This window comes from Novosphingobium sp. THN1, assembly GCF_003454795.1.
Taxonomy (GTDB): domain Bacteria; phylum Pseudomonadota; class Alphaproteobacteria; order Sphingomonadales; family Sphingomonadaceae; genus Novosphingobium.
The window spans coordinates 1,573,694-1,596,963 of record NZ_CP028347.1; the positions used below are offsets into that span (position 1 = coordinate 1,573,694).

Annotated in this window: 17 protein-coding genes and 1 pseudogene; 11 read left to right on the plus strand and 7 right to left on the minus strand. The window is 64.3% G+C overall.

Annotated features, from left to right (window positions below; all coding sequences use genetic code 11):
• Positions 1–131 precede the first annotated feature (131 nt).
• The 5 genes and pseudogenes from C7W88_RS07855 to gatB all read left to right on the plus strand — a co-directional run bounded on the left by C7W88_RS07855 (position 132) and on the right by gatB (position 5,279).
• Positions 132–701, plus strand: coding sequence for an FKBP-type peptidyl-prolyl cis-trans isomerase (locus tag C7W88_RS07855; protein WP_118074654.1), 570 nt, complete (start codon positions 132–134; stop codon positions 699–701).
• Between the two features lie 101 nt (positions 702–802).
• Positions 803–1,105 carry an Asp-tRNA(Asn)/Glu-tRNA(Gln) amidotransferase subunit GatC gene (gatC, locus tag C7W88_RS07860; RefSeq protein WP_118073124.1) on the plus strand — a complete coding sequence of 101 codons (303 nt, stop codon included), beginning with the start codon at positions 803–805 and terminating at the stop codon, positions 1,103–1,105.
• A pseudogene (gene gatA / locus C7W88_RS07865) lies at positions 1,105–2,600 on the plus strand (Asp-tRNA(Asn)/Glu-tRNA(Gln) amidotransferase subunit GatA). Before gatC ends, gatA begins: the two are co-directional and overlap by 1 nt.
• Positions 2,594–3,745, plus strand: a complete 1,152-nt coding sequence (locus C7W88_RS07870; protein WP_162895953.1) for an acyltransferase — start codon at positions 2,594–2,596, stop codon at positions 3,743–3,745. The pseudogene gatA and the gene C7W88_RS07870 overlap by 7 nt, the downstream one beginning before the upstream one ends.
• A 40-nt stretch (positions 3,746–3,785) precedes the next feature.
• On the plus strand, positions 3,786–5,279 hold the full coding sequence (gene gatB, locus C7W88_RS07875) for an Asp-tRNA(Asn)/Glu-tRNA(Gln) amidotransferase subunit GatB (RefSeq protein ID WP_118073126.1): 1,494 nt from the start codon (positions 3,786–3,788) through the stop codon (positions 5,277–5,279).
• Positions 5,280–5,333: 54 nt separating this feature from the next.
• Here gatB and C7W88_RS07880 read toward each other — a convergent pair whose 3' ends face one another.
• The 5 genes from C7W88_RS07880 to C7W88_RS07900 all read right to left on the minus strand — a co-directional run bounded on the left by C7W88_RS07880 (position 5,334) and on the right by C7W88_RS07900 (position 10,982).
• Positions 5,334–6,065: a hypothetical protein gene (locus C7W88_RS07880; RefSeq protein ID WP_118073127.1), complete on the minus strand. Its 732-nt coding sequence runs from the start codon at positions 6,063–6,065 to the stop codon at positions 5,334–5,336.
• A gap of 37 nt (positions 6,066–6,102) precedes the next feature.
• The gene (locus C7W88_RS07885; RefSeq protein WP_118073128.1) at positions 6,103–6,789 is read right to left on the minus strand and encodes a hypothetical protein; all 687 of its coding nucleotides are present in this window, start codon (positions 6,787–6,789) and stop codon (positions 6,103–6,105) included.
• Positions 6,786–7,304: a hypothetical protein gene (locus C7W88_RS07890; protein ID WP_162895954.1), complete on the minus strand. Its 519-nt coding sequence runs from the start codon at positions 7,302–7,304 to the stop codon at positions 6,786–6,788. The genes C7W88_RS07885 and C7W88_RS07890 overlap by 4 nt, the downstream gene beginning before the upstream one ends.
• 320 nt (positions 7,305–7,624) lie before the next feature.
• On the minus strand, positions 7,625–7,969 hold the full coding sequence (locus C7W88_RS07895; protein WP_118073130.1) for a hypothetical protein: 345 nt from the start codon (positions 7,967–7,969) through the stop codon (positions 7,625–7,627).
• Positions 7,970–8,123: 154 nt separating this feature from the next.
• The gene (locus C7W88_RS07900) at positions 8,124–10,982 is read right to left on the minus strand and encodes a pitrilysin family protein (RefSeq protein ID WP_118073131.1); all 2,859 of its coding nucleotides are present in this window, start codon (positions 10,980–10,982) and stop codon (positions 8,124–8,126) included.
• A 209-nt stretch (positions 10,983–11,191) separates the two neighbouring features.
• Here C7W88_RS07900 and C7W88_RS23605 point away from each other — a divergent pair, with 209 nt between their 5' ends.
• The 6 genes from C7W88_RS23605 (at position 11,192) to rpoH (ending at position 19,939) form a co-directional block, all read left to right on the plus strand.
• A complete protein-coding gene (locus C7W88_RS23605) occupies positions 11,192–11,644 on the plus strand; it encodes a hypothetical protein (protein ID WP_240344880.1) in 453 nt (150 codons plus the stop codon).
• Complete coding sequence (locus C7W88_RS07905) at positions 11,641–12,810, plus strand: M20/M25/M40 family metallo-hydrolase (RefSeq protein WP_240344881.1); 1,170 nt, start codon at positions 11,641–11,643, stop codon at positions 12,808–12,810. Before C7W88_RS23605 ends, C7W88_RS07905 begins: the two co-directional genes overlap by 4 nt.
• Before the next feature lie 265 nt (positions 12,811–13,075).
• Positions 13,076–15,655 carry an ATP-dependent chaperone ClpB gene (gene clpB / locus C7W88_RS07910; RefSeq protein ID WP_118073132.1) on the plus strand — a complete coding sequence of 860 codons (2,580 nt, stop codon included), beginning with the start codon at positions 13,076–13,078 and terminating at the stop codon, positions 15,653–15,655.
• A 1,036-nt stretch (positions 15,656–16,691) separates the two neighbouring features.
• Positions 16,692–17,834: an acyltransferase gene (locus C7W88_RS07915; RefSeq protein ID WP_118073133.1), complete on the plus strand. Its 1,143-nt coding sequence runs from the start codon at positions 16,692–16,694 to the stop codon at positions 17,832–17,834.
• A gap of 116 nt (positions 17,835–17,950) precedes the next feature.
• Positions 17,951–18,928: an RluA family pseudouridine synthase gene (locus C7W88_RS07920; protein WP_118073134.1), complete on the plus strand. Its 978-nt coding sequence runs from the start codon at positions 17,951–17,953 to the stop codon at positions 18,926–18,928.
• Positions 18,929–19,039: 111 nt separating this feature from the next.
• Positions 19,040–19,939 carry an RNA polymerase sigma factor RpoH gene (gene rpoH, locus C7W88_RS07925; RefSeq protein ID WP_118073135.1) on the plus strand — a complete coding sequence of 300 codons (900 nt, stop codon included), beginning with the start codon at positions 19,040–19,042 and terminating at the stop codon, positions 19,937–19,939.
• 176 nt (positions 19,940–20,115) lie between these two features.
• Here rpoH and C7W88_RS07930 read toward each other — a convergent pair whose 3' ends face one another.
• Both C7W88_RS07930 and C7W88_RS07935 read right to left on the minus strand, forming a co-directional pair.
• Positions 20,116–23,061 (minus strand): hypothetical protein, encoded by a 2,946-nt coding sequence (locus C7W88_RS07930; RefSeq protein ID WP_118073136.1) that lies wholly within the window; start codon positions 23,059–23,061, stop codon positions 20,116–20,118.
• Complete coding sequence (locus tag C7W88_RS07935; protein WP_118073137.1) at positions 23,013–23,270, minus strand: hypothetical protein; 258 nt, start codon at positions 23,268–23,270, stop codon at positions 23,013–23,015. The genes C7W88_RS07930 and C7W88_RS07935 overlap by 49 nt, the downstream gene beginning before the upstream one ends.

Genomic DNA, 23,270 nt, shown 5'->3' on the forward strand with positions numbered 1-23,270 from the left:
CTGGCTACTTGCCGTTCGCGCCCTGATGGGCCAAGAGGGCGCCGCACTCCGGCGCCCTTTTTCGTGTGCCGGATCAGGTCATTCGAATCATCCAGCGCGATTCGAAGCGAATCGCGCTTGAGGGGGAAAGCATGTCGGAAATCACCCGCGTTCCGCTCCAGCCCGTTGCCAAGGGCTCCGTCGGCAAGATCTGGCTCGGCGTCATCGCTGCGGTCGTGCTCGGCTCGGGCGTGGCCTATGCCACCCGCTACCAGGGCATCGAGATCGAGACGGTCAAGGCCGGCACCGGCGCTTCGCCGACCAAGGCTGACGTGGCGCTGATCAATTATGTCGGTCGCCTCGCCAGCGGCAAGGAGTTCGACCGTGGCCAGAATGCGGTCCTCCCGCTCGAAACCGTTATCCCTGGCTTCTCCGAAGGTCTTTCGAAAATGCAGAAGGGCGGCAAGTACGTCCTCGAGATCCCTTCGGAAAAGGCCTACGGCGCCGAAGAGAAGCGCAATCCGCAGACCGGCGAAGTGGTGATCCCCGCCAATTCCGACCTCGTCTTCGAAATCGAACTGCTCGATTTCCGCAGTGCTGCCGAAATCCAGCAGCAGCGCATGATGCTCGAACAGATGCAGCGCATGCAGGGTGGGGCCGGTGGTGCGCCCGGTGGCGCTCCGGGTGGCGTGCCGATGCCCGAAGGCGCTCCGCAACCCTGATCCTGGCCGGGCGCCCTTATGGGGCGGCCTCGGCTTGAAGCACGCCGTGCGCTCTGGTAGCGCGCGGCGTTCCTTTTTTCTTTCCGATAAGAGTATCCGCCATGTCCGTAGATACCGCCACGGTGGCGAAGATCGCCTCGCTGGCCCGCATCAAGGTCACCGAGGCCGAGCTTGACGCGATGGTCCCCGAACTCAACGGCATCCTCGCCTGGGTCGAACAACTCGGCGAAGTCGACGTCACCGGGATCGAGCCGATGACTGCCGTCATCCCGAACCACCAGCGCCTGCGCGATGACGTGGTCAATGCCGATCCGCTGACCGGCGGCGACATGCGCGATGCGGTGCTGGCCAACGCGCCAGCGCCCGAACATGGCTTCTTCGGCGTGCCCAAGGTGATCGAATAATGACGAATATTACTGATCTCGGCATTGCCGCCATCCGCGATGGCGTGGCCAAGGGCGCGTTTTCCGCCACCGAAGTCGCCACCGCGTTCAACGCGGCGGTCGAGGCCGCGCAGCCCGCGCTCAACGCCTTCATCGTCACCACGCCGGAAAAGGCGCTGGAAGCTGCCGCGAAGGTCGACGCGGACCGCGCCGCTGGCAAGCCGCTTGGACCAATGGCGGGCGTGCCGATTGGCATGAAGGACCTGTTTGCCACCAAGGGCACGCAGACCACCGCCGCATCGAAGATCCTCGAAGGCTTCAAGCCGCAGTACGAATCGACCGTTTCGCAGAAGCTGTGGGACGCGGGCGCCGGCATGCTCGGCAAGCTCAATCTCGATCAGTTCGCCATGGGCTCCTCGAACGAGACCAGCGCCTTCGGCAATGTGATCTCGCCGTGGCGTCGCCCGAACGACACCGCGCCGCTGGCCCCGGCGGCTCTTCGGGTGGTTCGTCCGCGGCGGTTGCCGCGCGCATCGCGCCTGCTGCCACCGGCACTGACACCGGCGGCTCGATCCGCCAGCCTGCGGCCTTCACCGGCATTTCCGGCATCAAGCCGACTTACGGCCGCTGTTCGCGCTGGGGCGTCGTGGCGTTTGCCTCGTCACTCGATCAGGCAGGCGCAATGGCCCATGACGTGACCGACTGCGCGATCATGCTCGAAGCCATGGCCGGGTTTGATCCGAAGGATTCGACCAGCCTCAACCTGCCGGTGCCGGAATGGACCGCAGGCCTCAACGCCAACATGCGCGGCAAGAAGGTCGGCATCCCGCGCGAATACCGCCTCGATGGCATGGACCCTGACGTCGCCAAGAGCTGGGACGATGGCATCGCCTGGCTGAAGGATGCCGGCGCCGAGATCGTCGAGATTTCGCTGCCCCACACCAAGTACGCGCTGCCGACGTACTACATCATCGCGCCGGCAGAAGCCTCGTCGAACCTCGCCCGCTACGATGGCGTGCGCTATGGCCTGCGCGATCTGCCCGATGGTGCCGGCCTGCAGGACATGTATGCCGCCACCCGCGCCGCCGGGTTCGGTCCGGAAGTGAAGCGCCGCATCATGATCGGCACCTATGTGCTCTCGGCGGGCTTCTACGATGCCTACTACACCCAGGCGCAGAAGGTCCGCACCCTGATCGCGCGCGATTTCACCAATGCGTTCATGGACGTCGACGTGATCCTCGTCCCCACCGCGCCGTCCTCGGCCTTTGCGTTGGGCGAGAAGAGCGCCGATCCGCTGGAAATGTACCTGAACGACGTGTTCTCGGTGCCTGCCAGCCTTGCTGGGCTCCCGGCCATGTCGGTCCCGGCCGGGCTTGACCGCAACGGGTTGCCGCTTGGCCTTCAGGTCATCGGCAAGGCGTTCGACGAGCAGGGCGTGCTCAATGCCAGCCTCGCCATCGAACAGCGCGCGCAGTTCTCGGCCAAGAACGGCTCACGCCCGGAGAAGTGGTGGTAAGAGTATCGAACGGCGGGACAGGCGCAGGCGAGCCCTTGCGCTTTCCCGTCCTCGATGCCTTGCGCGGTCTTGCGGCGCTGGGGGTGGTGTTCCACCACATCCCCGCAACAGCAGGCCTGTCCGCCGCCGGATTCGATGCGAACTTCGGCCGCATGGTCGATCTGTTCTTCGTCCTTTCCGGCTTCGTGATTGCCGCCTCCTATGGCGCGAAGCTGTCGGCAGGCTTCTCGTTCTCGCGCTTCATCTGGCTGCGCTGGGGCCGCGTCTGGCCGCTGCATGCCGCGATGCTCACCGTCTTCGCGCTGTCGATGCTGGCGCTGGGCGTGATGCGGCCAGAATTGCGCACCCACGGCCTGATGGCAGGGCAGGGCGATCCGGCGGACCTGCCGATTGCCTTCCTGCTGCTGCAGGGCGTGGTGCCGTCGCTCGGGATTACATGGAACCACCCGAGCTGGTCGGTCTCGGTCGAGATGCTGCTCTATCTGCTCGCCGCTGCAGGCTGGAAGCTCGCCGGGCAGCGCGTGTGGATGGGGTGGCTGGCGCTGGCCGTGGCGGTGCTGACCTTTGCCACGTTCGGCGGTCCGCTTGATGGCCTGGCGTCCAACATCGGGCGCGGAATTGCCGGGTTCGGCCTCGGTCTTGCGCTGCATCGCGCCTACGAGCAATCATCGCCACCGCAGTTGCCGATTGCTGTGGCGACCGTGCTTGAGCTGGCTGCCTTTGCCGCTCTTGGCGCGGTGCTGTGGGGCAGCGGCAATCTCATGGCCTTCGATCTTGCCGCCACCGCGCTCGTCGCGCTCTCGGCCCTGCAACGCGGGCTCGTCTCGCGCCTGCTATGCGCCGCGCCGTTCCAGTGGCTCGGCACGATGTCCTACGCGCTGTACATGGTCCACGTCTTCGTGATCGGCCGCGTGTTCGATCTTCTGGCGGTGCTTCAGCCGCGCCTGGGGCTGATGATTGCCGATAGCACCATCGGCGGTGCCGACGCGCTGACCGGCCCCGATTGGCAGGCCGACGCGATGAAACTTCTCATCATGGCGCTGTGCCTGATCGTGGCGGTGCCGTTTGCCAGACTGATCGAACAACCGGCGCGGGCGTGGTCGCGCCGCCTGGCCGGGCGACCCACGCCGAAACCGGCCATTTGACCCCTTTCCAACCCATCCCTCACACCTTATCGGGCAGAGCATGAGCGAATATCGTATCCAGGGCGCAACCGGCGAATGGGAGGTCGTGATCGGCCTCGAAGTCCACGCGCAGGTCACTTCGAATGCCAAGCTGTTTTCCGGCGCGGCCACCGCGTTCGGGGCTGAGCCGAACACGCAGGTCAGCCTGGTCGACGCGGCGATGCCCGGCATGCTGCCCGTGCCGAACATGGAGTGCATCCGCCAGGCGGTGCGCACGGGCATGGCGATCAATGCGCAGATCAACAAGTGGTCGCGGTTCGATCGCAAGAACTACTTCTATGCCGATTTGCCGCAGGGCTACCAGATCAGCCAGCTCTACCATCCGATCGTGGGCGAAGGTTCGATCGAAATCCAGCTTGACGACAAGAACCCGGAATCGACCAAGACCATCGGGATCGAGCGCATCCATGTGGAGCAGGACGCCGGCAAGCTGATGCACGATCAGCACCCGACGATGTCCTATGTCGATCTCAACCGCTCGGGCGTGGCGCTGATGGAAATCGTCAGCCGCCCGGACATGCGTTCACCGGCAGAGGCCGGGGCCTACCTGTCGAAGCTGCGCACGATCCTGCGCTATGTCGGCTCGTGCGACGGCAACATGGACCAGGGCTCGATGCGCGCCGACGTCAACGTCTCGGTCCGCCGCCCCGGAGAACCGTTCGGCACCCGCACCGAAACCAAGAACGTCAACTCGGTCCGCTTCGTCATGGCCGTGGTCGAACAGGAGGCCAAGCGCCAGGTTGCCCTGATCGAGGATGGCGGTGCGGTGGTGCAGGAAACGCGCCTCTACGATCCCGATCGCAACGAGACCCGCTCGATGCGTTCGAAGGAAGACGCGCACGATTACCGCTACTTCCCCGACCCCGACCTGCTCCCGCTCGAACTCGATGATGCTTTCCTCGAGGAATGCCGCGCGTCGCTGCCCGAGCTGCCGGACGCCAAGCGCCATCGCTACGAGACCGCGCTCGGCCTGTCAGCCTATAACGCAGGCGTGCTGACGGCGGACGTGGAAACCGCGCGCTGGTTCGAGGCGCTGCTGGCCGAGACAGCTGCCAAGGCGAAGAAGCCCGAAGCGGAAGTGGCCAAGCAGGCCGCCAACTGGCTGATCTCCGAACTGTTCGGCGCGCTGAACAAGCTCGGCAAGGGGCTGGACAATTCGCCGGTCAGCCCGGCGGCAGGTGCCGAACTGCTGGCGCTGATCGCCGACGGCACGATTTCCGGTTCGATCGCCAAGCAGGTGCTGGAAAAGATGCTCGAGAGCGGTGACGGCGCCGCCGCCATCGTCGAGCGCGAGGGCCTCAAGCAGACCTCCGACACCGGCGCGATCGAAGCGGCGATTGACGGCATCCTCGCCGCGAACGCCGACAAGGTCGAACAGTACAAAGCGGGCAAGGAAGCCCTGTTCGGCTTCTTCGTCGGCCAGACGATGAAGGCGATGCAGGGCAAGGCCAACCCCGGCGTCGTGAACGAACTGCTGAAGAAGAAGCTGGCCTGATCCGAGTTGTGATGCGGCAGGGACCGGCGTTGCGCCCGTCCCTGCCGCATAAGGTCAGGGCTTTACCGGCTTGCGCGGGGCCTTGGCTTCGTTGTTGGCGTACTCCTCGAAGTTCTTCTTGAACACGCCGACCAGCTCGTCGAGCGCCGCAAGCGCATCTTCGCCTTCCTTCGGCGGGAAGAGCTTGAGGCCATTGCCGCCCCAGGCCTTGTATTCGAAGTCGATCTTCTGGTCCTTGCCGAACTCGCGCACCATGAACAGCGTGCGCAGCGAGCGGCCATAGATCGCCGCCTTCTGGTAGAACACGTCAGCCACGATCAGTTCGGAGTAGCACGTCGCCTGCGAATCCGAGCGGCGCGTCTTGACCGAATTCATCGTCTTGCGCTCAAGCGGCTTGGCATGGGTTATGATCGTGGTGCCCGGCGTCATCTTGATCATGCTGCGCAGGTCAAGCGACAGGAGCGCGTCGAGCTGGCTGGGGCTGTCGAGCGCGCTGGCCAGCAGCGTGCGGTTCGTCGCGTCGCGGTTCGAATGGAGGGCGGCATCGAGCAGACCCCCGCCCAGCAAACCAGTCGTCATCGAGGTCATGCGCTCGGCAGGCCAGATGTGCAGCTCGCAGCCGTCAGCTGCAGCATCCTTGGGTGCATAGGTCATGGTTTCAGGGCCAGCGGGCGTTGCCGGAGCAGCTGCTGCTTCCGTCGCGGCGGTCGGCGCCTGCTCTTGCGCGAATGCCGCGCCAGCGCTTGCCAGCAAGAATGCGCTGGCAGAGATCAGATACGTCTTCATGCTTGGATCTTTCCCCGTCCGTTAGATTTCCCGTACTTCACTTCTTCTTTTTCGGAGGCGCATTGAGCGCCAGGCCGAAATCTTCGACGCTGCGTGCGAGCGCAGCGCCAATTTCCTTCATTGCCGGTGCGGGATCGGTTCCCTGGGCTGGCGGGAAAGCCAGCAGCTTGATTGCCATGATTTGCCCGAAGCTGCGCGATGGAGTTTCCGCGCCATCGAAGCGCTTGAAGCGGTAGATGACCTTCAGGTATTTTCCGCTGAACACGTCTTCCTGGAAGAACACGTCGTCTATCGCGAGCTCGGCCTGGCAGGCGGCAGGTGCCGCCCCACCGCTGGCGGCAAGCCACGATCCCGGCGTTCCGCGCAATGTGCGACTGTCGAGTGCTTCGGGATGTATCGTCAGCGAATAGCCGTTCAGGCCGAGCGCCTTGGCAATGTCGATGCCCGAAAGGATGTCTTTCTGTCGTCCGGTGTCCAGCGGACCCTCAGGCAACTTCTTGTAGCCATCGCGGCCGTTCACTGCCCCATCGACGATCCCGCCGTGAAGCCAGCCGTAATATGTCGAGCGCAGGTTGCTCCCGGGCCAGACGTGCAGCGCGCAGGCAGCTTCGGGCTGCGGCGCGGCAGCAGTGGCCGGGGTGGTCTCTGTTGCCTGAGCCTGGGCAGAGTGCGATGCCGCCAGCAGGCAGGCAAGAACGGTCATCACGCGGGACTGTTTGGTCATTTGGCCTTTCCGCCTTTGTCTTGCGCCTTGTCGCGCGCACGCGCGAAGAGCCCGATAGTATCAAGGAAGGCCCTCTCGAGATCCTCGGCAAAGGCTTCGGGCGTGCGCTGTTCTTCCTTCGGCGAAGTCGTGAGCGCGGCTTCGATGGGGATGGCGGCGCGCTGTTTCAGCTCATGTGCCGGCCCGAATTCCCGCAGGATCACCAGTGATTTGAGGCTGTGCCCATGCGCATAGACCCGGGCGTGGGTGAGATTGGCAAGAAGCAGTTCGGCATGGCAGGGGCTTGCAGCGCCGACCAGCGGCGCTGGGTTGCGGACCATGGCCATTGTCGCGCTCTCATCATGAATGACGATGCGGTAGCCACCAAGATGCAAGGCTTCCGCCAACGGGGCCTGTAACAGCAATTCGCGTTGCCGCGACGGCTGCAGCATTTCGACCTGTTCGGCCTCTTTTTGCTCGTACGAGAAATTGTCGACCACACCCTGCACGCGGCTGGCTTTTTCCGGTGCCAGCATGCCACCGATGCCGCCACCAAGCGCAGGTCCGTGGCCATAGGCGAAATTGTCATGTGCCCGCGCCCGCATCATCGCGAGTCCGGAGCTTGGCCAGACGTGAAGTTCGCACCCCTCTGCCGGCTGCGCGGCTGAGGGATTTACAATCAGGGCGAAGCTTGCAGCCAAGGTGAGGCAAGCTGAAACCAGCGCAGCTGCGCGCTTGTTCATGATCTTAACCGCCCCCAGATCCCCAATGGAGCGGACAGTACTGTTATGAAGATTACAGAACAAGGTCCAAAATGGCCCGTTCCGACTGCCATTTCAGATATTCTTGGGTCGTGTCAGTGAACCGGGCGCCTGTGCAGCTGTGCTGACCGGCGCCCAGCATTCTTACCCCGCGTACCCTCCATCGGGAAAGTGCCGAACATGCCTGCCGTTACCTTGCCGATCAGGGTGTCGCCTTCGATCGTGGCGGTGCAATCAAGAGTCATCGGCATCGGCACGGTCATCTTCATCTGCCAAGTCAGGGTATTGCCATCGACCTTGCCGTTCTCGACGTCCATCGAGCCCATCTGGCCGCTGTTGGTGCCGGTGAAGCTGTCGCCATCGACGTTGACGGTGAAGGTGCTGGTCTGGTCACCCATCGGGGTGTGGGTCACGCAATTGTAGGTGCCGGCAACGGACATTGATGCTCTCCCATTATGGTGTGGTGTGCAAAGTCTATCTACAAACGTGTCAATAGCAAGGCGGGCCGCGTGACGAAGCGTTGCGCGCGGTTGGCAGCACGAAAAAGGGGGCGTGCTCGCCGCACGCCCCCCAATTCGCTTGCCGTTGTGAAGCTTACTTCGGCGCGGCCATTTCCTCCACCGGCAGGCCGAACTTGTCGAGCTGCGGCTTCACCTTGGCGGCATCGCCGACTACCACCCAGACCATGCCGTCCGAGTTGATCTTCGAACGGAACGCCTTGTCCACTTCGGCGGCGGTCATCTTGCCGTAGCGGGCGGACAGCGTCTCGTAGAAGTCGTCCGGGCGCTGGTAGTTGACGATCTTGGCAAGGCCGTCGAGCACTGCGGCGCTGGTCTCGAACATGCCCGGCAGTTCGCGGGCGCTGCCCTTGGTCGACCAGTCCAGCTCCTCGGCGGTCACGCCCTTGGTGCTGCCGTACTCGTCGATCTCGCGCTTGATCTCGACCAGTGAATCCCCGGTGCGGTCGGTCTGTACCGGTGCGATGACCTGGAAACGGACCTTGTCGAGCGGTTCGCTGACGCCGTTGTAGGCGCCATAGGTCCAGCCCTTGGCCTCGCGCAGGTTCATGTTGATGCGGCCGAGGAAGTTGCCGCCGAGGATGTCGTTGGCGGTGTTCAGCGCGACGGTGTCGTCAGTGCCCTTGGCGTCGATCACCTTGCCGGCCATGATGAACGACTGCGGCGAGCCCGGGCGGTCGACGAGGATGACGCGGCTCTTCTGTACCGGAACTGCCGCCGAGAAGTCCTTCACCGGCCGCGCCATGCGGTTCGAGGGCCAATTGCCGAAGCTGTCGTCGAGCATCTTGACCACGGCGTCGAGCGTGGTGTCGCCCACCACGAAGATGCGCGCGGTGTCCGGGCGGAACCAGCGGGCGTGGAAGGCCAGCAGATCCTCGCGCGTCAGCTTCTTCACGACTTCGGCATCGCCGAGGCCGCTGGAGGGGAAGGCGTAGGGGTGGCTGCCGTAGAGCGTGGGCACGAGCACGCGGGCGGCGAGGGCCTGCGGGCTTTTCATCTCGGCCGAGATTGCGGTGAGCTGCTGCGTGCGCACGCGCTCGAGGTCTGCCGGGGCGAGCGCGGGACGGCGCACCACGTCTGCGAGCAGGCCGAGCGAGGCGCCGAGGTTGGGCGACAATGCATCGACCTGGAACGAGGTCAGGTCGCTCGTTGCCGACAGCGAGATGTTGGCGCCGAGGCGTTCACGCTCCCGCGCGAATTCCGAGCCCGAAAGCTTCTGCGTGCCTTCGTCCATCAGGCTGAGCAGCAGCGATTCGGTGCCGAGCGCCGACTTGGGATCGGCGGCATAGCCGGCATCGAAGCTGACGCGGACCGATACGGTCGGCACTTCGGAACGCTTGGCGAAATAGACGGGAATGCCGTTCTTGAGCGTCGCGCGCTGGATTGCCGGGAAGTCGAGCGGGGCAAGCTGGCCAACGGCGGGCAGCTTCGAACGGTCGGCTCCGGCGACAGCAGGGGCGGGCACGCCCTTGGCCGGCATGTCGGGATCGCGGAAGTAGGCAGGGTGGGCACCGGTTGCGGTCTGGGTGTAGAACCCGCCGCGCGCCTCGCCACCCTCGGTCCGCTCACCCGGCTCGACAGTCAGCGCGAAGGCCGGGCGGGTGAGCCACTTGGCCGCTGCTGCCTTGACCTCGGCGGGCGTCATCTTGGCGGTGCGATCAAGCTCCTGCCGATAATGTTCGGGCGTGCCGTTGTAGAGCAGGCCCTCGGCCAGCGTCGGAGCCTTGCCGTTGAAACCGCCGGTGCGCTCCAGCCCGCGGATCTCGCTGGCGGTGGCGGAGGTTGCCGCGCGCAGCAGTTCGTCCTGCGTCGGGCCTTCCTTGATGAACTTCGCGATCTCGGCGTCGAGTGCGGCGGCGACCTTGGCCGGATCCTGGCCCGGCGTGACATCGGCCTTGATCACGAACTGCGCAGCCTGCGCGAAGACTTCGGCATCGGCCGAAACCGCGACCGCAACTTTCTGTTCGCGCACCAGCGCATCGTCGAGACGCGACGAGGCGAGGCCGCCCAGCACCGAGGCGGCAAGGTCAAGCGGCAGATAGTCCGGGTTGTCGAGACCGGGCACGGCCCACATGCGGTAGATGCGCGTGGTCGCGACCTGATCCTTGATCGTCTTGGAGACGGTGGAAGGCAGCGTTGGCACCGGGGCGCTGACCGGCTTGACCTTGGGACCCGGCTTGATGTCGCCGAACCACTTGGCGACCTTTGCCTTGGCGGTCGCCGCGTCAATATCGCCCGACAGGACGAGGATTGCATTGTTCGGGCCGTAGTGGTCGGTGAACCAGCCCTTCACATCGGCGAGGCTGGCGGAATCGAGGTCGGCCATCGAGCCGATGGTCGAGTGGTGGTAGGGGTGGCCCGAGGGGTAGAGGTTCTCGAGCTGTTCGTACTCGACGATGCCGTAAGGGTTGTTGTCGCCCTGGCGCTTCTCGTTCTGGACGACGGCGCGCTGGTTATCGAGCACCTTCTGCGTCACCGCGCCGAGCAGGTGGCCCATGCGGTCGGATTCCATCATCAGCACCATGTCGAGCGCGGCAGTGGGCACGGTCTCGAAGTAGTTGGTGCGATCGAACCAGGTGGTGCCGTTGACGTCGGTCGCGCCGACCTGCTGCAGCGGGGTGAAGAAATCGCCGGGCACGTTTTCGGTGCCGTTGAACATCAGGTGTTCGAAAAGGTGGGCAAAGCCGGTCTTGCCCTTGGGCTCGTTCTTCGAGCCGACGCCGTACCATACCGATACGGCCACGACCGGGGCCTTGCGGTCGGTGTTGACCAGTACAGTCAGGCCATTGTCGAGCTTGAAGCTTTCGTAGGGAATCTGGACCTTGGCGACGAGGTCAGGCAGCGGAGCGGGCTTTGCCTCCTGGGCAAAGGCAGGGGATGCAAGTGCAGTCGATGCGGCAAGGGCAAGCAGGCTGGCGGAGAGTTTGTGCTGCATGAGTGTCCCATGAAGTGGCAGCGAACAGGGGCGCTGCGGGGGTTGTGCAAGGTCGAAGAGCAGGTCCCGCCTGAACAGCGGCTTAGCCACAGCTCCCAGATTTGGTTTGATTGGAAACTTTCTAGTGCCCATGCTCGCGCGCGCAAGTGGGGCGTGCCCAATGGGCAGGTGCCACGCGATCCGTTTCGACAAACGACAAAGAGAGACCGATGAACGTCAAGCTGCTTGTTTCTGCCCTGTTGCTGTCTGGCGCAGCGGTTCCCGCCCTGGCCGAGGAGCCGGTGTTCGATGCGCAGGCCGTGCGCGCGCACGTGACCTTCCTGGCCGACGATCTGCTGGAAGGCCGCGACACCGGCAGCCGCGGCTACGACATCGCCGCCAGTTACGTTGCCTCGCAGTTCATCGCGTTGGGCCTTAAGCCCGCCGCTGCGGACGGCTCGTTCTTCCAGAAGCTGACGGTGCGCGAGGCGCGGCTCGATGGTGCACCCCGGCTGGCGCTGACCTACGGCGGCAAGGAAACGGTGTTATCCGACACCGCGCAAGTGCTGGTGCGGCCGAGCCTGACCGACGCCAAGGTAGCGATCGAAGCGCCGCTGGTGTTTGCAGGCTTCGGCTTCGACCGCCCGGACCTCGGCTTCAATGACTACAGGGCCTCGACGTGAAGGGCAAGATCGTCGTCGTCCTGACCGGCGCGCCCAAGGGCACGCCGAGCGAGCTTGGCGCGCACCTCAACTCCGACAAGGCAATGATGGCGATGAAGCGCGGCGCGATCGGCGTGATCAGCATTCCGACCGACGAGGACACCAGGCGCCGCCCCTGGGACAAGCGCGTGGCGATCTCGGACGGTCCGGCCAAGGGCTGGGTCGGGACCGATGGCAAGGCGTTCAGCCGCACGCCTGGAATCATGGGCGGCGCCACGCTCAACCCTGATGTTGCCGCGCCGCTGTTTGCCGCATCGGGCAAGTCGCTCACCAAGATTCGCGCCGAGGCCGACAGGACCGGCGGCAAGCCCAAGGGCTTTGCGATGAAGGCCAAGGCCAGCCTGTCCTACGCGCAGACCTGGAAGGACGTGCAGAGCGAGAACGTCGTTGCCGTGCTGCCGGGTTCCGACCCGGCGGTTGCCGGCGAATTCATCGGCATGACCGCACACCTCGACCATATCGGCATCCACGGCAAGGGACAGGACACGCTGCACAACGGCGCGATGGACAATGCCTCGGGCGTGGCGACGATGCTGGAAGTGGCCAAGGCCGTGGCGAAGGAAAAGCCCCGCCGTTCGGTGATGTTCGCGGCGCTGACCGGCGAGGAAGGCGGGCTGATCGGCTCGGACTACCTCGCGCGCAATCCGGTGGTTGGGGGTGAAGTGGTCGGCCTCGTCAACTTCGACATGCCGGTGCTGACTTACATGTTCTCGGACGTCGTCGCGTTCGGGGCGGAGAATTCGACGATGGGCAAGGTCGTGGCCGACGCGGCGACCAAGGCCGGGATCAAGCTCTCGCCCGATCCGATGCCGGAAGAGGGGCTGTTCACCCGGTCGGACCACTACCGCTTCGTCCAGCAGGGCGTGCCGGCAGTGTTCATGATGACCGGCTTCGAAGGGCCGGGCGAAAAGGCGTTCCGCGGGTTCCTGAAAGACCACTACCACCAGCCCAGCGATGACCTGAAGCTGCCGTTCAATTGGGACGCGGGCGCGCTGTTTGCAAAGGTCAACTACTACACCGTGATGGGCCTCGCGAACGGTGCCGAGCGGCCCAAGTGGTACGCTGGCAGCTTCTTCGGCAAGGAGTTTGCACCCAAGGCGGCGAAAGCGGCTGATCCTGTGAAGTGAGGTTGCGCGGGGTGCCCACCCCGCTGCGACTAAGCCTTTCTGCGAAAGGCCAAGTCTCGCGGCCCTCCCGCCTGCGGGAGGGCTGGAACAGGTCGTCCAACTCCCCTCCCGCAGGCGGGAGGGGCTGGGGGTGGGCATCGGCACCACACTTTGCTCCCGATCAAGGAACCACCCCGGTCGAGCGGTGTAGCTTTTTCGTCGGCGGAGCACTTGTGTTGCGAAAAAGCCACACCATGTCTTGCGCAACAGGAGGACACTCGACCTTATGAACCTCGAGAAATTCACCGACCGCGCCAAGGGCTTCCTGCAAGCCGCGCAGACCGTTGCGATCCGCATGAATCATCAGCGGATCACGCCGGACCATATCCTCAAGGCCCTGCTGGAAGACAGCGAGGGCATGGCCAGCGGGCTGATCCAGCGCGCGGGCGGCAATGCGGCCCTGGCGCAGACCGAAGTCGACAAGGCGCTGGCGAAGATTGCCGCCGTCTCCGGCTCGGGCGCGCAGCAGACGCCGGGCCTCGACAACGATGCCGTGCGCGTGCTCGATTCTGCCGAGCAGATCGCGGCCAAGTCGAACGACAGCTTCGTGACTGTCGAGCGTATGCTCGTCGCGCTGACGCTCGCCACCACGACTTCGGCGGGGCAGGCGCTGAAGGCTGCGAACGTCACGCCGCAGGCGCTCGAGGCGGCGATCACGCAGCTGCGCGGCGGGCGCACGGCGGACAGCGCCAGCGCCGAAAACGCCTATGATGCGATGAAGAAGTATGCGCGCGACCTGACCGAGGCCGCGCGCGAGGGCAAGCTCGATCCGGTGATCGGCCGCGACGAGGAGATCCGCCGCACCGTGCAGATCCTCGCCCGCCGCACCAAGAACAACCCGGCGCTGATCGGCGAACCGGGCGTGGGCAAGACTGCTATTGCCGAGGGCCTCGCCCTGCGCATCGCCAATGGCGACGTGCCGGATTCGCTGCGTGACCGCACGCTGATGGCGCTCGACATGGGCAGCCTGATTGCGGGCGCGAAGTATCGCGGCGAGTTCGAGGAGCGGCTCAAGGCGGTGCTTGACGAGGTCAAGGGCGCGGAAGGCCAGATCATCCTGTTCATCGACGAGATGCACACCCTGATCGGGGCGGGCAAGAGCGAGGGCGCGATGGATGCGGGCAACCTGCTCAAGCCCGCGCTCGCCCGCGGGGAGCTGCACTGCATCGGCGCGACGACGCTGGACGAATACCAGAAGTATGTCGAGAAGGACCCTGCGTTGCAGCGGCGGTTCCAGCCGGTGTTCGTGGGCGAGCCGACGGTGGAGGACACGATCAGTATCCTGCGCGGCATCAAGGACAAGTACGAACTGCACCATGGCGTGCGCATTGCCGACAATGCGATCGTGGCGGCGGCGACCCTGTCCAACCGCTACATCTCCGACCGCTTCCTGCCCGACAAGGCCATCGACCTGATGGACGAAGCGGCGAGCCGCATCCGCATGGAAGTGGAAAGCAAGCCCGAGGAGATCGAGAAGCTCGACCGCCGCATCATCCAGATGAAGATCGAGGAAATGGCGCTGGCCAAGGAGACCGATACCGCGTCGAAGGACCGGCTGGCGACCTTGCGCGAGGAGCTGGCGAACTTCGAACAGCAATCGGCCGAGCTGACCACGCGCTGGCAGAACGAACGCGACAAGATCGCTGCCGAGGGCAAGGTGAAAGAGGCCCTCGACGCCGCGCGCAGCGAGCTGGACGTGGCGCAGCGCAATGGCGACCTGGCGAAGGCCGGGGAGCTTGCCTATGGCCGCATTCCCGAGCTGGAGCGTCAGCTGGCAGAAGCCCAGGGCGTGAGCCAGAACGCGATGCTGCGCGAGGAGGTGACCGCCGAGGACATCGCTGCCGTCGTCAGCAAGTGGACCGGCGTGCCGGTTGACCGCATGATGGAAGGCGAGCGCGAGAAGCTGCTCAAGATGGAAGAAGTGCTCGGCCAGCGGGTGATCGGGCAGAAGGACGCGGTGCTTGCCGTGTCCAAGGCGGTGCGCCGTGCGCGTGCCGGCCTGCAGGACCCGAACCGTCCGCTCGGCAGCTTCCTGTTCTTGGGCCCCACGGGCGTGGGCAAGACCGAGCTGACCAAGGCGCTGGCCGGCTTCCTGTTCGACGATGACAACGCGATGGTCCGCATCGACATGTCGGAGTTCATGGAGAAGCACTCGGTCAGCCGCCTTATCGGCGCGCCTCCGGGCTATGTCGGTTATGACGAGGGCGGGGTGCTGACCGAGGCGGTGCGGCGCAGGCCCTATCAGGTCGTGCTGTTCGACGAGGTCGAGAAGGCGCACTCGGACGTGTTCAACGTGCTGCTGCAGGTGCTTGACGATGGCCGCCTGACCGACGGGCAGGGCCGCGTGGTGGACTTCACCAACACGCTGATCATCCTGACCAGCAATCTCGGCAGCCAGTACCTCGCCAATCTGGAAGAGGGGCAGGATGTGCAGACCGTCGAACCGCAGGTGATGGACGTGGTGCGCGGGCATTTCCGGCCCGAGTTCCTCAACCGCCTGGACGAGATCATCCTGTTCCACCGTCTGGGCCAGGAGCACATGGCACCGATCGTCGAGATCCAGGTGGCGCGGGTGGCCAGGCTGCTCAAGGATCGCAAGATCGTGCTGGACCTGACCGATGCGGCCAAGCGCTGGCTGGGCCGGGTCGGCTACGATCCGGTCTATGGCGCGCGGCCCTTGAAGCGGGCAGTGCAGAGGTATCTGCAGGACCCGCTGGCCGAGAAGCTGCTGGGCGGCGAAGTGCCGGACGGTTCGACCGTGCGCATCGACGAGGGCGATGGGGCTTTGAGTTTCGTCGTCGAGTGATCGAGGAAGGGGCTGCTGCGGTGGCCCCTTTCTTTTGAGCGTTGCGCGGGGTTTGCCCACCCCGCTGCGACTAGCTTCACTGCGTTCAGCAAGTCTCGCGGCCCTCCCGCCTGCGGGAGGGCTGACATGCTCCCCTCCCGCAGGCGGGAGGGGCTGGGGTGGGCATCGCGGATACGCGACGAGGCAGATCATCCGCTGGCGAGTGCGGACGGTAACGCCGAGAGGAAGCAGACAGATCGCGCGACCGGTGCGGTGCCGTTGTGGCACGCAAGGGATGGGGCGCGGGACCGGTTGCGAGTGGCCGGGGGCGGTTCCGAACCCCTGATCGGCTCAGCCTGATGGTCGGACATATGTGAGAGGACGAAGCGTCAGCAGCGGCTCGCGGGCTGCCTTGGCTTCTGGCAAGCGGCTGTGTGAAAAGAACCTGTCGTTTGCGCAGACACTGTCACGCAAGTCAGGCGGGTTCCGCATCCGCAGCGTCGCTCAGGGTTCGGCGCCGTGCTATCAGCCCTGGGGTGTCCTGTCTGTCCTTGGGTAACGACAGTTGTTGCCCGGTGGGTCTTGGGCTTAACGCCCCTCGTTGAACCCACGCGCACCTGCCGCACCGATCGCGCCGGAAGCATCGGCACACAGCGTCAGCTTCCGAAGGAGAGGAGCGGGTTGGCCTTGTGCCCTTTCCTGACCTGTGGGCGGGGCATATAACCTATATGGTTCGTTTTGTCAAGGTGGGATGCGACACACTCCGTCATTCCGCGAAGGCGGGAATCGAGGCGGCGGGAAGAATGTCGTCGCGGTGCGACGATTTTGTCTTTCGCTGAATTCCCGCCTGCGCGGGAATGACGAAGGGGTGGGGATGTGGCGCGGTCGCTTTCGCCCCCTACTTCTCTGTTCTTTTGCATCAAACAGAATGCAACGAAGCCGCGGGCCAAGGCCGGGCGACGGAGGGGTTGGAGGGTTCAATAAAAGTGCGAGCGTAATTTGCCACTAAGCACAGATTCCCTAGACGATAATCTGCTGCCGTGCCATCGGACCTAGGATGGAACGCCAAAAGTTTTTCAGCGAGATTGTCGGTCTGCGAATCTATCTCGCATTATGGGTTGCGGTAGGCCACGGTCTGCAACTGAGTGGCTGGTTGAAAGGCGACAACCCAGTTCACTGGCTGCTCTTACGTACTGACGCCGCAGTATATGTGTTCATGATTGTTAGCGGATTTGTAATAACCAACCTGATTGACAGTCAAAAAGAAACATATTCAAAGTATATTTTTCGTCGTTTATTCCGGCTTTATCCGGCCTTTATCGTCTGTTGTGTCCTTGGCTATCTGATTCTGCCAGCTTGGGCTAACTTGGTTTCTCGAGTGGCTTGGCAGAATGCGTCAGGATGGCAAGAATATGCCTCTTCGTTGGAACAGCTCCGGTATCAATCAATCGATAATACAGCACCGCATTTTCTCCTGCATGCCACCATGCTTCACGGACTGATCCCCACCGAGGTGCTTCCAAAGGCATCGACGGCCTTTCTTCCGGCGGCCTGGAGCATTTCATTGGAGTGGCAGTTTTATCTCATTGCACCTTTCCTGCTGTCCCTGAGGGGCAAGCCATTTGCCATGGCCGCTGGCGCGATCGCAATGGCTGCACTGCACCTCGTATTTTATCGAGGATTGCTCGGACACTACGAGGTGGCTTCATCCATTCTCGGTGTGCTGGTGTTCTTCGTTGTCGGCATCGTATCTCGTTTGGCCTATGAGCGATTGCGCGATCTTGATGGCAACCCATTTGCATGGTCGGCCTTGCTTGGGGCCACTACGCTTGCTGTTTTGAAAGATCCCATACCTCTTGGCATTTGGGCGATCTTTTATCCTTTTCTGCTTTGGCCCGAGAAAGCCGGCGTTGCATTTCGGCTGCTGTTTGCCTCCAAGCCCGCACAGATTCTTGGAGAGGCTTCTTATTCTCTTTACCTAATCCATCGACCGGTTCAGGTCGTGCTTGCCGTCATGGTCGTATCGGTCGTCCCAATTTCGAGCGTTGGGCGACAAGAGATGTTTATAACTCAACTCGTCGCTATCGCAGCAGCGCTCCCCATAAGCGTTGCTATGTATTATTGGTTGGAGAGACCGGCGATGCGCTTCGCAAAACGTCTGACTTCACAGACCGCTCTGGCGCCTCCAGAATTACGGTAACACGGACCGCAGTGACGGTTTACGAAGTTCGCTAAGCTCGAGCCAACGGGCGCCACTGTCACTGCCCCTTAATACCCGCCTTGCACCCTATCTGCTCCCTTCCCATATCCCCACCAATGGGGGCCGCAGACACGATCATTTCCGGGACCGTCGCGATTGGCGGGCAGCGGCTCGACAAGGCGCTGGCCGACGCCTCGGGCCTCTCGCGCGAGCGGGTGAAGGCGCTGCTGGCCGAAGGCCGGATCAGCGTTGCGGGCAAGGTCGTTTCGCAGGCCTCGATGAAGCTGGCCGAAGGCAGCGCCTTCGCGATCAGCGTGCCCGAGGCCGCGCCGGCCGAAGCGGTGGCGCAGGATATTCCGCTCGCCGTTGTCTACGAGGACGATGCCCTGATCGTAGTGGACAAGCCGGCGGGGCTGGTGGTCCATCCGGCGGCGGGCAATCTCGACGGCACGCTGGTCAACGCGCTGCTGCACCATTGCCGGGGGCAGCTTTCGGGCATCGGCGGGGTGGCGCGGCCGGGGATCGTGCATCGGATCGACAAGGATACGTCCGGGCTGCTCGTCGTCGCCAAGACTGACGTGGCGCATGAGGGGCTGGCCAGGCAGTTTGCCGACCATTCGATCGTGCGCGCCTACAAGTGCGTGACGGCGGGCGTGCCGATGCCGCCATCCGGCACGGTGCGCGGGGCGATTGCGCGGTCCAGCCATGACCGCAAGAAGATGGCGCTGGTCGAGGATGGGCGCGGAAAGCATGCCGTGACGCATTTCCGCACGCTTGCGGCGCTCGAAGGGGCGGCTTTGGTCGAGTGTCGGCTGGAGACCGGGAGAACCCACCAGGTGCGCGTTCACCTTGCGTCAATCGGCCATGCGCTATTGGGTGATCCTGTCTATGGACGCACACCTTCAAAGCTTCGGCCGCTGCTCCAGCGGCTTGGGTTTCATCGCCAGGCGCTGCATGCGGCGGAACTGGGGTTCGTTCACCCCGTTACCGGTGCAGCCCATCATTTCGCCAGCCCGACGCCCGTCGATATGCGGGAACTCATCGTCGAACTCTGCGCTGAAGGGCATGATGCAAAGGTACTGGCGATGTTGTAATGAAGGACCTTGGAGTCGTCCGCAAGGAGGCTCCGTTTGAGTGGTCCCGCCGCCGGTCGCCCATCAGGGGGCCGTCAACTGGGAACCGACGCGAAGAAAGGACGTGTTCAGGTGAGTGAGGAAAGAAAAGCTGTGACAGTACCTGCCCTTGGCGGGGAAGCCAGCCTCAACCGCTATCTCTCGGAAATCCGCAAGTTCCCCGTGCTGACGGCTGAGCAGGAATACATGCTCGCCAAGCGTTTCCAGGAACACCAGGATCCCGAAGCTGCCGCGCAGCTGGTGACGAGCCACCTGCGTCTCGTGGCGAAGATCGCCATGGGCTATCGTGGCTATGGCCTGCCGGTCAGCGAGCTGATCTCCGAAGGCAACATCGGCCTGATGCAGGGCGTGAAGAAGTTCGAGCCCGACCGGGGCTTCCGTCTGGCCACCTATGCGATGTGGTGGATCAAGGCTTCGATGCAGGAATTCATCCTGCGCTCGTGGAGCCTCGTCAAGATGGGCACCACGGCGGCGCAGAAGAAGCTGTTCTTCAACCTGCGCCGGATGAAGAAGAACCTCGAGGCGTTCGAGGATTCCGACCTGCATCCGGACGACGTGCGCAAGATCGCGACCGACCTCGGCGTGCCCGAGCAGGAAGTGGTCAACATGAACCGGCGCATGATGATGGGCGGCGATGCCTCGCTCAACGTCTCGATGCGCGAGGACGGCGAGGGTTCGTGGCAGGACTGGCTGACCGACGACCGCCCGCTGCAGGACGAGACCGTGGCCGAGGCCGAGGAGGCAAGCTATCGCCACCAGCTGCTGGTCGAGGCGATGGACAGCCTGAACGAGCGCGAGCGCCATATCCTGACCGACCGCCGTCTGGTCGACGAGCCGAAGACGCTGGAAGAACTGTCGCAGGTCTACAATGTCAGCCGCGAGCGCGTTCGCCAGATCGAGGTGCGGGCATTCGAGAAGCTGCAGAAGGCGATCCAACGGATCGCGGTGGAGCGCAAGCTGCTGCCGGCCTGATGCGGGTTGGGTGATTGATAAGAAACGGCCGGGTGGTGAGTCCGGCCGTTTTTTGGTTGTGTCTTGCGTTGCGCTGGATGCCCACCCCCGACCCCTCCCGCCTGCGGGAGGGGGAAGACGAGATTGCCCCTCCCGCAGGCGGGAGGGGAGCGAGACTTATTGAGCGTTAAGCGAAATTAGTCGCAGCGGGGTGGGCCTGCTACGCTCGTTGCCTCAAGACATATGCAGCCGGTCCGTATCCAGCGCTGCGCCCGCAAGGAACCACAGGGCGTGGCGGCCGGGGAGGAAGAAGTAGCCGCCGCCGCGCAGGGTGACGTAGCGCTGTACCGGGCATAGCTCGAGCGGGGCATTGCGGCCGAGGATGGTGAAGCGCTGGTCGGGGTTTCGGTCGGGCCCTTGTGCATGGCGAAGGGATCGGGTTCGCATTCGAGGCCGTGGAAAGTGGGCGAGGCGAGCCAGGTCTGCTGGACGAATTCGAACTGGCGTTCGAGATCGGCGTTGAAGGCCATGAACAGCGTGCCGCGCGCGGTATCGCCGTCGTTGTCGAGATAGGGCCGGCCACGGCGGAGCAGGCGGTGGCGGTTGCTGACGGAAAGTTCGACCGGCTCTGTCGGCGCGAGGCTGTCGCGCGGGAAGGTGCGGCGGACGTGGGCACCGAAGGGGCAGCGCAGCCCTTGCGGATCGGCGTCCTTGTAGAGGAAATCGTTCTTGCGCATCGCGTCCACGCCGCTCTTCATTGCCGGGTGGAACGGGTTGTCGATCAGTGCCGAGCCATCGCGCCAGCGGCCGAGCATCTTGGCGGCGATCCATTCGCGGGTGCGATGGATGTTGCCGTTGTGCGGGTTGATGACATCGGGCTGCTTGCAGATTTCGTGCGCCTTTTCATCGAGTTGCTGGCGAAAGCCGTCGACGTCCTGCGCGAGCTGGCGGATCACCAGATAGCTGCCGTTGCGGCCGAAATCGCGCGCGCGGGCGCCCTGATCGGCGAAATCGGGGTACTGCGTCGGCTGGTCTGGCGGGGGCGAGGGGAGGAGGAGCTGCGGGCACATCCCGAGATCCTGCATCGGGCGCTCGACCAGCGGCGATGGCGGGTAGTAGCCGCGATTGTCGGTGTAGCCGAGGATGAACTCGCCGGGTTCGACGCCGTGAACCGGATCAGGCGCGCCGTGGCGGCCGGGAAAGCCGCGCACCAGCGGTTGCGAGACGCCGTCGACGAAGCCGAAGGGTTCTTCGGAGAGGTCGTCGTTGCTTGATGCGGCATGGACGAATTCTGCGCCCTCGGCAGGCTTGGACACGCTGTCGTCGCTGGTTCGCCATGCCTCCTTGAAGCGTTCGAGGTCGAAGGCCTTGAGGCCGGTGCGTATGGAGGCCTTTTCGGTGATGCCGATGGCGGCAGCGTCGCTGACGATCTGCGCGAACTTCTGCGCGGCAACTTCGTCCTTGGCATAGAGCAGCAGCACGATGTGGGTATCGTCGTCACACCATTCGAGCTGTTCTGGATCGCCCAGTGCGCGCTTGCGGCTGGCGTGGGCCATGCCGAGCGAGAAGGCCGGCGGGAAGCCTTGCGGCGTGCCCGGGCCTTCGAGCGCCAGTTCCTTGTCCAGACCGAGCAGGCGCAGGCCGGCGGCGGAGAAGGCGATATTGCAGACGAAGTCCTGCGGCGGCTTGTCACCGAACGAGACGAGGTCTTCGGCGATCAGGCCAGCCAGCCACTTCTGCACGTGGGCATAAGGGTGGGCGCTGCCTTCGCGCCTCGGCTCTCCGAAGTTGAGCGCGACGACGCGGCTGTGCGGATGACGCTTGAGCCCGCCAAACATCAGCGTCTGGATTTCCTCATACTGCAACCCGTAATCGGGGCGGGGGATCGAGCCGAACAGGTCGAGCCAGGCCTCGGCGTCCGACGGGTTGGCTTCGAGGCGGTCCTTGCACAGGAGGCCGCTGACGATCAGCGCGTGCTTGCGCATGGCGGTGGTGGAAAGATCGGGGTGTGCGGCGAACCAGAACGGGGTGGGGCGCATCGAGCAGCGGGCATAGCGCTTCATCCGGTCGCCGTCCTCGGCGCCCTTGAAGAACAGCAGGCGCGTGGCGGGGAAACCTTCGGCATTGCTCCAGACGGCGGTGACGCCTTCGGATGCCTTGGTGATGAAATCTTCGAGGTAGCTTTCCCAGCTGCCATCGTAGTTCGAGAAGAACACCAGCTGGCGCGTGCCGGGCAGGACCACCCAGCGCGCGGCGTGGATCGTGCCGATGGTGGCGAGGAAGCCTTTCCGCATCACGCCGATCTTCGCCATGATCGCGACGGCAGTGAAGGCGAGCGGCAGGGTCCACTTGCGCACCCACGCGCGGCGCAGCGTGGTCACGCTGACCATGTGGTTTGGGATCACGCCGGGGGCATTCTCCTTGGCCATCATCGCGCCGAGTGCGGCGGCAGACGGCGTGCGGTCCACCGGCGTGTTGGCGAGTTCGTCGCGGCGCAAGGCCCACGCCACCGCGGCGACAATCAGCAGCGCGATGACGACGGCGGGCAGGATCGCGCCCTTGAGGAGCGCAAAGCCGGTGGCTCCGCCCGCGCGGCCGAGCAGGAGCGCAAGGCCATAACCGATCGCCAGCAGCGGCCAGATCAGCCCTTGCGCGTTGGCAAGGCCCTTGCCGATCCAGCCGAGCGTCCAGCGCGAGCGGGCGAAATCCAGCCACGGCGCGTCGTTGCGTTCGCAGAACGCGAGCTTGGGCGGCTTGCGGTCTTCCAGACGGGCGAGGTCGTCCTTCAGCTCTGCCGCGACGACGCGGAACAGGCTTTGCGGGCCGTGGAGCGAGGAGCGGGCACGTTCGCGCGCGATGATGGAACGCGCTTTGGCGACGATTGCTCGGTTCTCGTCGATGGTGCGAACGCCGAGGCCCGGCAGACCGACGAAGGGCAGGCCGGTCAGGCGGCGGTCGAGAAACGGCACGCGGAACACCGCCGGGTTGATGCCGTAGGCATGGCGACGCAGCAGCGGCAGGACCTCGCCGACCGCGCTGATGCCGCTGGTCAGCTTGAGCACCGGGAGCAGGAGCGCTCCGGCGTGTTCGGCGATCAGATCGAGCGCACATCCGGCGTCGCCATCGACGGTGGCTTCGAGCACCAGATGGGCCTGCTTTCCCGGCGCTTCGGGGGGATGGCGTGGATGCTGGCGAAGTGGACCACGCCGGTCTGGCGCAGGGCCGTGGCCATGGCTTCGTTCGCCGGATTGCCGAGCTCGCCGATCTCGCGCTCTATATCGCCGACGTCGCACCATTCGGACTTGTCTCCGAAGGGGATGGCAACGGTGACGAAGTCCTGATTGACGCTCAA